Origin of the sequence: Aminobacter sp. J41, from assembly GCF_000526635.1 — a bacterium.
Classification (GTDB): Bacteria; Pseudomonadota; Alphaproteobacteria; order Rhizobiales; family Rhizobiaceae; genus Aerobium.
The window spans coordinates 24472-36335 of the sequence record NZ_JAGL01000032.1 but is presented as its reverse complement, the minus strand read 5'-3'; the positions used below and the strand labels follow the sequence as shown (position 1 = coordinate 36335).

General features: G+C 62.3%; 12 protein-coding genes and 3 pseudogenes. 5 read left to right on the top strand and 10 right to left on the bottom strand.

Translation table 11 applies throughout. From position 1 onward, the window contains the following. Positions 1-126: 126 nt before the first annotated feature. From L630_RS0116980 to L630_RS23435, 5 genes and pseudogenes are all read left to right on the top strand, one after another. The gene (locus L630_RS0116980; RefSeq protein WP_024849422.1) at positions 127-879 is read left to right on the top strand and encodes a rhomboid family intramembrane serine protease; all 753 of its coding nucleotides are present in this window, start codon (positions 127-129) and stop codon (positions 877-879) included. After that, positions 870-1463: pseudogene (locus L630_RS0116975) on the top strand (ATP-dependent Clp protease proteolytic subunit); the annotation flags it as partial. The gene L630_RS0116980 and the pseudogene L630_RS0116975, both read left to right, overlap by 10 nt. Continuing rightward, a complete protein-coding gene (locus L630_RS23440) occupies positions 1458-1658 on the top strand; it encodes an integrase core domain-containing protein (protein ID WP_280940247.1) in 201 nt (66 codons plus the stop codon). The pseudogene L630_RS0116975 and the gene L630_RS23440, both read left to right, overlap by 6 nt. A 36-nt stretch (positions 1659-1694) precedes the next feature. Beyond that, the gene (locus L630_RS0116970) at positions 1695-2648 is read left to right on the top strand and encodes an FAD:protein FMN transferase (RefSeq protein ID WP_024849420.1); all 954 of its coding nucleotides are present in this window, start codon (positions 1695-1697) and stop codon (positions 2646-2648) included. A gap of 173 nt (positions 2649-2821) precedes the next feature. Further along, a pseudogene (locus tag L630_RS23435) lies at positions 2822-3187 on the top strand (CBS domain-containing protein); the annotation flags it as partial. A 44-nt stretch (positions 3188-3231) separates the two neighbouring features. Here the strand turns inward: L630_RS23435 and L630_RS23430 are convergent. The 10 genes and pseudogenes from L630_RS23430 to nirK form a co-directional block, all read right to left on the bottom strand. Continuing rightward, a pseudogene (locus L630_RS23430) lies at positions 3232-3420 on the bottom strand (DUF72 domain-containing protein); the annotation flags it as partial. A 176-nt stretch (positions 3421-3596) separates the two neighbouring features. Then, positions 3597-3809, bottom strand: coding sequence for a cbb3-type cytochrome oxidase assembly protein CcoS (gene ccoS, locus L630_RS0116950; protein WP_024849418.1), 213 nt, complete (start codon positions 3807-3809; stop codon positions 3597-3599). Continuing rightward, positions 3806-5953, bottom strand: coding sequence for a heavy metal translocating P-type ATPase (locus L630_RS0116945; RefSeq protein ID WP_245263779.1), 2148 nt, complete (start codon positions 5951-5953; stop codon positions 3806-3808). Before L630_RS0116945 ends, ccoS begins: the two co-directional genes overlap by 4 nt. 104 nt (positions 5954-6057) lie before the next feature. Then, on the bottom strand, positions 6058-6882 hold the full coding sequence (locus L630_RS0116940) for a DUF2189 domain-containing protein (protein WP_024849416.1): 825 nt from the start codon (positions 6880-6882) through the stop codon (positions 6058-6060). A gap of 12 nt (positions 6883-6894) precedes the next feature. Beyond that, positions 6895-7089 (bottom strand): hypothetical protein, encoded by a 195-nt coding sequence (locus L630_RS0116935; protein ID WP_024849415.1) that lies wholly within the window; start codon positions 7087-7089, stop codon positions 6895-6897. Further along, positions 7086-7967, bottom strand: a complete 882-nt coding sequence (ccoP, locus tag L630_RS0116930; RefSeq protein ID WP_024849414.1) for a cytochrome-c oxidase, cbb3-type subunit III — start codon at positions 7965-7967, stop codon at positions 7086-7088. The genes L630_RS0116935 and ccoP overlap by 4 nt, the downstream gene beginning before the upstream one ends. After that, complete coding sequence (locus L630_RS22580) at positions 7958-8128, bottom strand: cbb3-type cytochrome c oxidase subunit 3 (RefSeq protein WP_084466166.1); 171 nt, start codon at positions 8126-8128, stop codon at positions 7958-7960. Before L630_RS22580 ends, ccoP begins: the two co-directional genes overlap by 10 nt. A gap of 12 nt (positions 8129-8140) precedes the next feature. Then, positions 8141-8893: a cytochrome-c oxidase, cbb3-type subunit II gene (gene ccoO / locus L630_RS0116920; protein WP_024849413.1), complete on the bottom strand. Its 753-nt coding sequence runs from the start codon at positions 8891-8893 to the stop codon at positions 8141-8143. Between the two features lie 4 nt (positions 8894-8897). Beyond that, positions 8898-10538: a cytochrome-c oxidase, cbb3-type subunit I gene (gene ccoN / locus L630_RS0116915; RefSeq protein WP_024849412.1), complete on the bottom strand. Its 1641-nt coding sequence runs from the start codon at positions 10536-10538 to the stop codon at positions 8898-8900. 180 nt (positions 10539-10718) lie between these two features. Further along, positions 10719-11849, bottom strand: coding sequence for a copper-containing nitrite reductase (nirK, locus tag L630_RS0116910; protein ID WP_024849411.1), 1131 nt, complete (start codon positions 11847-11849; stop codon positions 10719-10721). Positions 11850-11864 lie beyond the last annotated feature (15 nt).

Sequence of the window (11864 nt, the reverse complement as noted above, 5' to 3'; positions counted from 1 at the left end):
TTCGATCCAGTTATCGAAGCCAGTCTTGAAACCTTCCCGGCCTCCGATCCCCCAGCCTGGACGGGCGTGACGATCGCCGGGAAAAAATAATGAACGGAATGGCCAGCGCGAGCGAGGATCTGCCGCTTGTTTCCCTACCTTGACAGCGTCGCGCGCCGCTACCCGCCCGTCATCGTATGGGCGGTCATCGGCATGAACGTCCTCGCGTTCCTCTATCAGATCAGCCTGCCTCCGCGCGTGCTGGACCGGTTCCTGTTCGAGTTCGCGCTGGTGCCCTCGCGCTTCTTCGGGCAACTGAGCCTCGTCGCCCCGTCCGACTGGACCCCGTTCCTGACCAACATCTTCCTGCACGGGGGCTGGCTGCACCTCATCTTGAACATGTGGACGCTCTGGATCTTCGGCCCCGCCGTCGAAGATCGGCTCGGACCGGGTAGATTCACGTTGTTCTATCTGTTCTGTGGTGTTGCGGCCGGACTGGCTCACGCGCTGGCGAACCCCGACTCAGTCGTTCCCGCGCTTGGCGCGTCGGGGGCGATCGCGGGCGTGATCGGTTGCTACGCACGCATGTTTCCGGCGGCTCGGCTGGTGGTGATCGTGCCGATTCTGTTCATTCCGCTGTTCTTCGAAGTGCGCGCGTTCATTTTCGCAATGATCTGGTTCTTCATGCAGGTCATTCCCGGCTTTCTGTCGCTCGGCGGCGATCAGGCCACGGGCGGGATCGCTTGGTGGGCGCATATCGGCGGGTTTCTCGCCGGTTGGCTCGTAACGCCACTCCTGCGAAGGCGCGCCGACGCCTATCGCCACTATTATCGCGACGAGGGCATCTATGGCTTTCTGCCGGATGGTCGAAGGGAAGGAGGACAAGGTCCATGGACATAATGCAGCTGTTCTGGCTGTTCTTCATCATTTCGGCGCTGCAGCCGGTTCTGCAGCGCAGATATCTTGAGGCGATGCGCACTCGCAAGATCGCCAACATCGAGAAGAAGCGCGGTAGTCGCGTCATTCTGCTGATTCATCGACAGGAGACCATGAACCTGCTGGGTTTCCCCCTGATGCGCTACATCGACGTCAATGACTCGGAGGAAGTGCTGCGCGCGATCCAGATGACCGACGACGAAGTGCCGCTCGACATCGTGCTGCACACACCGGGCGGCCTTGTGCTGGCGGCAACACAGATTGCCCGCGCCATTCAGGGACACAAGGGCAAGGTCACAGTGTTCGTGCCACATTACGCGATGTCCGGTGGCACGCTGATCGCACTCGCTGCCGACGAGATCGTGATGTGCGAACACTCCGTGCTGGGACCCGTCGATCCGCAACTTGGCCAGTTGCCTGCAGCCTCGCTCCTCAAAGTCGTCGAGGAGAAACCCATCGCCGCGATCGACGACCAGACTCTCATCATGGCCGACGTCGGTCGCAAGGCCATTGCGCAGATCGAGGCGTTCGCGAAGCGTCTTTTGTCCGACAAGATGGACGAGGACCGCGCGGTGGCGCTGGCGGCAAAGCTGGCGAGGCGGCGCTACTACAACACGGAGCGGCCGCATTCATCGCTCGGATACAAATCACCGGCACCGCAGGCAATCGTCATGCCGGCAACACCACGCGGACCGGCTCCATCATCTGCCCAAGCGATAGCCGGCAAGCCGATCATGCACTAAGACTGAAATCGGACCACCCGATAGGGGCAGGCCAGCGTGCTCACGCTCGGCGGCGCAGCGCTGCTACTTGCCCAGCCGGCCATCGCTAGGACAGCCACCGAGGTCTCTAGGCTGTCGGGTCAGGCCCTCGGCACAGGCTGGCGGATCACGATGCCTGCGGGCATCGAAACTCCCGGGCTGGCGCAGCGGCTCGGGCAACTGTTCGATGGCATCGATCGCGCCTTTTCGCCATGGCGGGCAGACAGCGCGCTATCGCATTTCAACGAAAGCAATGCCGGAGATTTCGCGGCGTCACCGGAGGTCGTCGAGGTCGCCGCCTCGGCGCTCGCCATTGCCGAGGCGAGCGGCGGACTCTTCGACCCGACGGTTGGACCGCTCGTCGCGCGCTGGGGTTTTGGGCCGATCCGTGTCGGGGAGTCGCAGCCCGGCGGGTGGCGCAGATTAAGTGCGGCCGGGGCGCGCCTGAGCAAACAGGAGAACGGGATGACGCTCGATCTATGTGGCATCGCCAAGGGCCATGCGCTCGACCGGATGGTTTCCCTGATGATGAGCAGCGGGCACGACAGCTTCCTGATCGATATCGGTGGAGAACTGGCGGCGCGCGGTCGGCATCCGTCCGGCCGCGTGTGGCAGGTTGGGATCGAGGACCCGCGAATGGAGGTCGACGATCTCGCCGGCGTGCTCCTACTCGACGGCATGGCCGTGGCGACTTCCGGCGACAGGGCGAACGGCTATGATCTGGGCGGCCGGCGCTACAGCCACATCATCGATCCCGCCACGAGCGAGCCGGTTGCCGGCGCGCTCGCCTCCGTCTCGGTGCTCATGCCCGTCGCACGCGAAGCGGACGGGTGGGCGACGGCGTTGATGGCCGCCGGGGAGGACGGACCGGTGCTGGCGGAAAGCCTCGGCATCTCCGCGCTTTTCCTCTTCCGGGACGGTGAAGGCCTGCGCCGCGTCGCCACCGGCGCGTTCCACCGGCATCTGGTTTGAGGCCGGGCGATGGAGATCCTTTTTGCGGTTGTGATCGTTGCACTGTCCGCCGCTGGACTCGCGGTCGGCCTGATGCTAGGCCGCGGCGCGCCGCGCATGAGCTGCGATGGCCTAGCGTGCATCGGCGGGACACGCTGCCTCGACTGCCCCAGTCGTAACCAGGAAAAGTCGACATGAAGCCGGAGACGATCATCGAGCGCATCATGCGTACGGACTTTGCAAGTCTCGCGCCGGAAACACCGATCCGGGAGGCGGTGGCGATGCTCGCCCGCCGGCGTGCGCCGGCCGCGCTGGTCATCGACGCATCGGGCACGCTCGTCGGTATCTTGACGGAGAAGGATTGCTTCCGGCCGATGCTCAACGCCAGCTACTACCAGCAATGGGATGGCAGCGTCGCTGAGCATATGAGCCGCGAGATACTTACCCTGCCGGTGGATCTCGACTTCGTGTCGGCAGCCGAGGAGTTCCTCGCCCGCTCGCACCGCGTCTATCCGGTAATGCGGGACGGCGAGGTAGCGGGGCTGCTGCATCGCTCCGACCTGCTCTCCGCAGCCTTCCTGACGGTGGCAGCGCGGCCTTGGCGTCAGCCGCTTCCCAGCATTGTCAGGGCATTCTCGATGGCTGCCCCGGAGGCGGTGTTGTCGAAGACGCACCAGCTGTGCGGGCCGACGAGCACTGGGTCTGCGAACACCCGGTCGATCGAATACCGCTCCAGCAAGTCCAGTGCGTGGTCAGATGCCCAGCTCTCATGCCGCACGCCGATCATGATTGGCCTTCATCCACGGCCTGTCTGTCAGGAAAAGGGGACCCAGCGGGATCACTGAACGAACGAGTAGGCGACCGTTAGCACCGTAAGAGCCAACACTATCATACTTGGCACTATCACCGCCGCGCCCGAAGCGAGGGCCAGGGCCGCGACCCAGTCGAAAGGCCGGTCGACGAAACGTGTCATGGCTGGTGTCCTTTAACAGTCGAGAACTCAGGGGCATCATTGTCGATATGCGATGGCAGGGGTCGATCGGCCTTTTCTCCGATCAGCACCCGCTCGGCCGCTCCATCGAGGTCTTCGAGTTGGCCGCTTTTCATCGACCAGAGAAAGGCGATAAGACCTACGAGCCCCATGACGAGACCGACAGGAACGAGCCAGATAGCGTAACTCATGTCGACTCCGCGAACGGCCATGCAGCCATCTGTTTTTGCAGTGCCGGCTTTGCGATGTCTTCGCGCGACAGGCGCAGCGCATTGGCGACCACCAGTATCGACGATGCCGACATAGCGATGGCCGCTATCAGCGGGGTCACGTAGCCTGCCATCGCGATGGGAACAACCAACACATTATAGGCGACCGAGAGGGCGAGATTCTGGCGAACCAGACGGTCCGCAGCTCGCGCGACCTTGATCGTTCGCGGGACGACTTCGAGACTGTCGCTGAGGAACACCAGGTCGGAAGCGTTGCGACCGACATCGGCCGCGCTCGATGGCGCCATGGAGACATGAGCCGTGGCAAGCGCAGGTGCGTCGTTCAGGCCATCGCCTATCATCAGCACCCTGCGTCCCTGAGCTGCGAGACTTTCAAGCCGGCCGACTTTCTCATCCGGCATCGCGCCGGAGATTGCTTCATCGATACCCAACTGAGCGGCGATGCGCTGCACCTCAGCTTCCCGGTCCCCAGACAGGATCTCCGCGCTAATGCCCAGGGTCGACAAGTGGCGGACAGCATCCTCAGCACGGGGCCGCAGGCGATCGACCATCGAAAACGAGCCAACGGGATTGCCATCCTTCGAAAGCCACGCGGCAGCTTCGTCATCCGGCGCCGACGCCCCTCCGAAAATCCAGTCCCCGCTGCCCAGCCGGTAGACATGGCCGCCAAGAGTCCCCTCTACGCCTTTTCCCGGCACTTCGCGTATCTCGGAGACCGTGCTGTCGCCGATTGGAAGGAGGGCTGCCACCGCGCGTGAAACGGGGTGTCGCGAGGCTTGCGCCAGTGTTGCCGCCGCGGCGAGATCGGCGGCGGGCACGTTGTGTTTCGTCACCGTGGGAGTGCCCAGCGTGAGTGTGCCTGTCTTGTCGAAGACGACGCGGTCGACCTCGCAGAGGCGCTCCAGCGCGCTTCCGTCCTTGATCGCGACGCCGAGGCCGAACAGGCGTCGCGCCGCCACGACCTGCACCATCGGCACGGCAAGCCCGAGCGCGCAGGGGCAGGTAATGATCAGCACCGCGATGGCGATGGTGAGCGAGCGATGGACGTCACCCGTTGCCGCCAGCCATCCAAGTCCAGTCGCCAGCGCCAGCGTGTGGATGACGGGCGAGTAGAGGGCAGCAGCCCGGTCGGCAAGCCGACGGTAGCGCGCGCGTCCGTCTTCCGCAGCCTCCATCATCCGGACCATGTCGGCCAGAAACGAATCCTGAGGCCGTTTGTCGACGCGGATCGTCAATGCGCCATCGAGGCTCAGCGCGCCAGACAGTACCGCATCTCCGGGACTGCAACGTTCCGGACGCGCCTCTCCATTGACGACCGACATATCGAGCGCACCTGTTCCCGACATGACTGTGCCGTTGGTCGGTATCCGTTCGCCCGGCGCGACATGCAGGAGATCGCCGGGAGAGATCGTGGCGAGATCGCGGTAGTCGCGGCTTCCGTCTGCTGCGATCACCGTGGCGCCGCGCGGCATCATCCGGGCAAGACCGGTGACAGCCGTCCGCGCACGGGCGCGCATCGCATGATCGAGCGTGCGTCCGGCGAGCAGGAAGAATATGAGCGACGTCACCGCATCGAAGTAAGCGTGCGGTGCGCCGGTCGCCGTATCATAAAGGCTCAGGGCGAGCGTGAGCAGGATGCCGACAGAGATCGGCACGTCCATGTTCGATCTGCCGGCCCTGAGGGCGGACCACGCCGATCTAAAGAAGACCTGCCCGGAATAGGCAATGGCAGGCACGGCGAGGATCGCAGAGATGACGTGGAACGCGTTGCGGGTTTCGGCATCTGAGCCTGACCAGATCGAAATGGACAGCATCATGATGTTCATGGCCGAAAAGCCGGCGACGGCTGTCGCTCGCAAAAGCCACGCCATTTCCGGATCGCGCTCCTGCTGCTGGATACCGCTCAACATGGCCTGATAGCCAGCGGAACGCAGCGCCCCGATCATATCCGGCACGGGCTGATCGGCTCGCCATTTCACGGAGACCCGCTTTGCAGAGAGGTTCAACCGGGCAGCGACCACCCCCGGCAGCCGCGCGAGCGCATCCTCGACACCAGCAATGCATGCGCCGCAATGTGCCTGGGGCACGGTCAGGTCAGTCTGCATAAGCCCGTCGCCCAGCTCCCTGCTCGACAGACGGATTTCCTCCGGTGGGATAGCGCGGCCGGGACCGATTGCTAGAGCAGCTTCGCTACCCGGCGCGCAGCAACTCATACCCGGGTCTCCGGGATTTGCATGGCGCGATAAGCGTACCACGTCGCATGACCGAGAAGCGGGAAGACGATGATCAGACCGACAAGCCCGGTGACAACCGAAAGCCCGAACAGGGCGAGCACGATTGCGCCCCACACGATCATCGGACCGAGATTGTTCCAGACCATCTGCATGCTCGTGGCCATTGCCGTCATCGCATCGACCCGGCGATCAAGCTGCATCGGCACGGCGAATACGCTGACGGCGAAGGAGAAGGCCGCAAACAGTCCCCCGATAGCGCTCCCGACTGCCACCATCAGCAGCCCATAGGCCGTGCCGAACAGCATGTTTGCGATATGCTCAATGCCTGGGAAGGGCGTAACGCCGAAGAAGATCGCGTAAACGAAGACGGCGGCACGCATCCACAGAAGCATCAGCGCACAGAGCATCAATCCGGTGAAGAAGACCTGCCGTCCCGCGCGTGGGTGGATCGCAAGCATCTGGGCAAGGCCCACCTCGGGGTTCTCCTCGATGGCACGGCTTTTCTCGTAAAGCCCGATTGCGAAGAAAGGACCGACGATCATGAACCCGGCAAGGGCGGGGAAGAGAATGTAGTCGCTGCCGAAGGCGGCCAGCACCCACACGAGAACCCACGACAGCACGAAGATGCCGAAGCCATAGGCCAGGCTGGCACTTGGGCGATGCCACAGGTCGCGCCAGCCAGCTCCAAGCCAATTGAGGCCGACGAAAAGCGGCAGGTTCCGTTGCAGCCTCGGATCGCGCGTCTCGCCGATGCCGGAGGTCTCGCTGAACAATCCGTACGACTTTGCAGTCTCGGTCATCTCGTGCTCCTCCTAGCAGGCAGACTTTGCGGCGCGATAATCATGGGCCTCTCCCGAGCCCTTCGAGTGGGAGACGCAGTCGGGCTGGGAGGCGAATGCGACATAGGCCAAATGCGCATTTGCGCCGAGGAAAAGCGCCAGCCCCATCGCCACCAGCGACCAGATGATGCGGGACTTCCGCGGGCGATGGGGCGCCTGAGCGTTCATCGTCCGACGATCCCGAGATCATAGACGTAGAGCGACAGCGTCCGGATATCGAGATTGCTGAGCCGCTCGTCCCAAGTCGGCATATGGCCTTCGCGGCCGCCGTGAACCGAGTTGATGATGGTCTGCAGATCTCCGCCGTAGACCCAACTATCATCGGCCAGATTGGGAGCGCCTACCTCGCGGTTGCCAGTGGCGTCGTCGCCATGACAGGCTGCGCAATTGTCAGCGAAGACGGTTCTGCCGGCCTCAATACGCTCTCGGTTTTCCGGCGTCGAGTATTCGGGATTGCTCAGCGAATAGACATAGGATGCGACATTGCTGACATGCTCGCGTTCCAGTATGCCGTCGCGTCCGAAGGCGGGCATCTGTCCGATACGGCTGTCGGGATGGCGCGTGTTGATACCGACACGCATGGTCTGCTCGATCGCTTCCGGTTCTCCGCCCCAGATCCAGTCGTCGTCGGTCAGATCGGGGTACCCGGCGCGTCCGCTCCCGTCCACGCCGTGGCATGCGGCGCAGTTGTCCCCAAACAGCTGGTGGCCGGTACTCCGCACGATCCCCATCAGTTGCTGGTCGGCGAGGATGGTCTCGTAAGGCTCCGTCTCCAGACGGGTCGTCCAGACGGACCGCGCCTGCTGCGCCCTGACAAGGTTTTCTTCCACCGTGGTGCGCTGATCGATGCCGAGCAACCCCTTCGTGTAGGTGCTTCCCAGCGGCCATGTGGGCGCGAAGAACCACCAGCCCACCGCCCAGATATGGGTGACGACGAGGAATATCAGCACGCCGCGTGGAACCGGTGTGTCGAGTTCCTTGATGCCGTTCCATTCGTGACCGGTCGTCTCGCGACCGGTCACCGGATCGCGTTCTTCTACCGCCACGGCTTATCCTCCCCCGACAATATGCTGGTTTTCGCACGTGTGAAGCGCTTCCGGTTTGAGGGCCAGAAGGCATAAATGATCACGCAGATGAAGAACCCCATGAGGTAGAAAAGGCCCCAGCTCTTGGAAAAGGCCACCAGCGTATCGTGATCGAAATCCATCGGCGCGTCTCCTCAGTTATCCGGGTTCGGCGCTTCCTGCGGCGCGGCGGTGTTCTCGTAAGCCGCACTCGTCAGTCGGCCAAGCACCTGCAGGTAAGCGACCAGCGCGTCCATTTCCGTCAGGCGGGATGCAACGCCATCGAATGCACTGACTTCCGTAGCCTCACCGTACCTCTCGCTGACGCCTGCTGCAAAGTCGCTGTCGGGCGCTGCCTGTCCGTAGGCATCGGCCGCCGCGTTCCCAATCATCTCGTCCGTATAAGGTACGCCCAGCCTTCGCTGGGCACGCAGATGATCGGACAAATCGTCGGTGCGCAGGGCTGTGCGCGCGAGGAATGCGTAGGCCGGCATATTCGATTCTGGCACAACGTCACGCGGGTTGATCAGATGCGCAACATGCCACGCATCCGAGTATTTGCCGCCGACACGGGCAAGGTCGGGGCCGGTGCGCTTGGATCCCCATAACATGGGCCGGTCGTATTTGGATTCAACCGCGAGCGAGTATGGCCCATAACGCTCGACTTCGTCGCGAAGCGTGCGGATCATCTGGCTGTGGCAGGCATAGCAGCCTTCACGGACGTAGATATTGCGCCCGGCCAGTTCCAGTGGGGTGTAGACGCGCATGTCGGGCGCCTCTTCCACCGTCTCGTCGATGGTAAAGAGCGGCGCGATTTCGACGATGCCGCCGACACTGGCGGCTGCGATGATGGCAAGCACGAAGCCGATGGCGGACCGCTCGATTTTGCGATGAAAGAACTCCGGCATCCGCTTACTCCCCCGCCACGACTGCGTCTTTGACCGGCAAGTCGGCTTCCTCTGGAACGGTCGCGGGAACCAGCCGGATGGTCATCCAGATGTTGTAGCAACCGATCGCGGTGCCCAGCAGAAACATCGCCCCGCCGATGGTCCGGGCAATGTAATAGGGATACATCGCAACAAGACTATCGAGGAAGGAGTAGGCGAGCGTGCCTTCTTCCGTGTACGTGCGCCACATCAGGCCCTGCAGGATGCCCGAATTCCACATGGCAAAGATGTAGATGAGCGTTCCGGCTATCGCGAGCCAGAAATGCCACTCGATCAGCGCAGGAGAGTACATTCGCTCGCGCTTCCACAACGCCGGCACCAGTGTGTATATCGAGCCAAAACTGATGAGAGCCACCCAGCCGAGGGCGCCTGCATGGACGTGTCCTACGGTCCAGTCGGTATAATGCGACAAGGCGTTGACCGGCCGGATAGCGAGGAACGAACCCTCAAAGGTGGAAATGCCGTAGAACACGGCTGCAGCCATCATGAACCGCAGCGTCGCATCGTCGCGAACCTTGTGCCAGGCACCATTGAGGGTCAGCAGTGCATTGCCAGCGGATGCCCAGGACGGCACCAGCAGCATGACAGAAAACGTCATTCCGAGCGTCTGCACCCAGTGCGGCAGCGCCGTATAGTGCAGATGGTGCGAGCCCGCCCACATGTAGAAGAAGGTGATGCCCCAGAAGCTGAGGATCGACAGACGGTACGAGAAGATCGGGCGCCCTGCGCGGATGGGGAGATAGTAATACAGCATGCCGAGGAAGCCGGCGGTCAGGAAGAATGCCACGGCATTGTGGCCATACCACCACTGGACCATCGCATCCTGCACGCCGGGCCAGATCGTGTAGCTCTTGGCGCTACCCCACGAGATCGGCAAAGCGAGATTGTTCACGATATGCAGGATCGCCACGACCAGAATGAAGGCCATGAAGTACCAGTTGGCGACGTAGATATGCGGTTCCTTCCGTCGCGCGATGGTTGCGATATAGAGGAGGAAGTATGTCACCCACACCACGACCAGCCACAGGTCGGCATACCACTCTGGCTCGGCATATTCCTTCGACTGCGTGACGCCGAGGATGTAGCCTGTAACCGCAAGCACACAGAAGAGATTATAGCCGAAGAGCACGAACCACGGACTGACCTGGCCGGCCAACCGCGCGCGCGACGTGCGCTGGACAACGTGGAAAGAGGTGGCGATCAGGGCGTTGCCGCCGAAGCCGAAGATCACGCCGGTGGTATGTGTCGGGCGCAGGCGCCCAAAGGTCGACCATGCGCCATCGAAATGGAGATTCGGCCAGGCGAGCTGTGCGGCGACCCAAACGCCCATAAACATGCCGAAGATCGCCCAGCCCATTGCCAGAGCGATACCCACCTTGATCGGGTCATCGTAGTAAGATGCCTGACGGTCTTCCGTGGGCTCCGGCGCATAGAAGGCGGACAGCACGGGATATAGCAGCGCGCCCGCAAACAGAATGACGATAAGACCATGCACGCCCATCGCCTCGTTGCGACCGGCGGCGGCCATCGCGATGCCGGCCAGGGCCACAAGCAGCAGAATGACGGCCGCAGATTGCCTTTCCGACGTGGTGAGTTTGGCGACCATGCTATCTCCTCCAACTGCAGCTTGCGGGCACTAAACTCTCCCGGAATACGCTCATGTTCAACCCGTCAAATTTCAAACGCTAACAATACGTTTGCCGTCCACAGCTCGGTATCGATCAGCGACGTCCGGCGCGCGCTTTCAAGGGCCCGCGCCGGATCACACTCGCACTTCAGCTAAGTGTTAGTGTTCGTGGGCGTTGAATATCTCAGGATTCTCATCGCCTTCGACGATAAGGAAACCTGCAAGGCCGCGCTCCACGCGCGACAGCGCGTGATCGACAAGAACGTAGCGGCCGGGAACCTCGACCTTGAACTCGACGATTGTTGCGCCGCCTGCGGGGACACTCACCGTCTGGACATCGGTCAACGGCGGAGAGGTCACCGAACCAAGTTGGTAGACCTTATCGAAAATCTCGCCGATGACGTGGAACGACGACGTGAAGTTGGGACCGCCCACGCCGAAATAGATGCGGACAGTTTCGCCGACATTCGCTTTCAACGGGTAATGGTCGGTCAGCGCGCCAACATGGCCGTTGAGAACGAAATATTCCGGGCGTTCGTTGAGAAGCTTTTCATAGCTCTCGGTGAGCAGGCCGGACGAGCCGAACTCCTCTTCCGTATAGATTTCGCCCTGCATCACGTAAAACTCGCGATCGACCGGCGGCAGTCCCTCCTCGGGCTCGACCAGTATCAGGCCATACATGCCGTTCGCGATGTGCATCGCCACGGGAGGTACGGCACAGTGGTAGACGTAGAGGCCAGGATTCAGGGCCTTGAAGGTGAAACCTTTCGTCTCTCCCGGTGCAGCAGACGTTGCCTCCGCGCCACCACCCGGTCCCGTCACCGCATGGAAGTCGACATTGTGCATCATGCTGCTGTCTTCAGCATTCTTCAGCGACACCTCGACCGTATCGCCAACGCGGACGCGGACGAATGGTCCCGGTACAGTGCCGTTGAAGGTCCAGTACCGGAAGGTCGTGCGACCATCGAGCCGTGCTTCGAGTTCGATGGTCTCGAGTTCCACAGACACCGTTTCCGGCTCCCGTCGCGTAATCGGCGGGGGGATATCAGTCGGCATGCGCGCGATGTCCGCCATCCCGTCTACCACCGCATAAATGCGGTTGCTCAGGCTTCCAGACGGAGAAACGCCGCCAGAATGCGCTACAGGGTGATCGTGATTGGCGATCGCCGGGGTCGCGGAAAGCGCTGCCGACGCAATGGCGACACCCGCGGACCCCATCAGAAGACTGCGTCGGGAGACCTTCCCGGCTTCATCGGCGGTCGGAGAAACGGCATCCATCTTCTTTGTCATGTTCGTCCTTCCTTA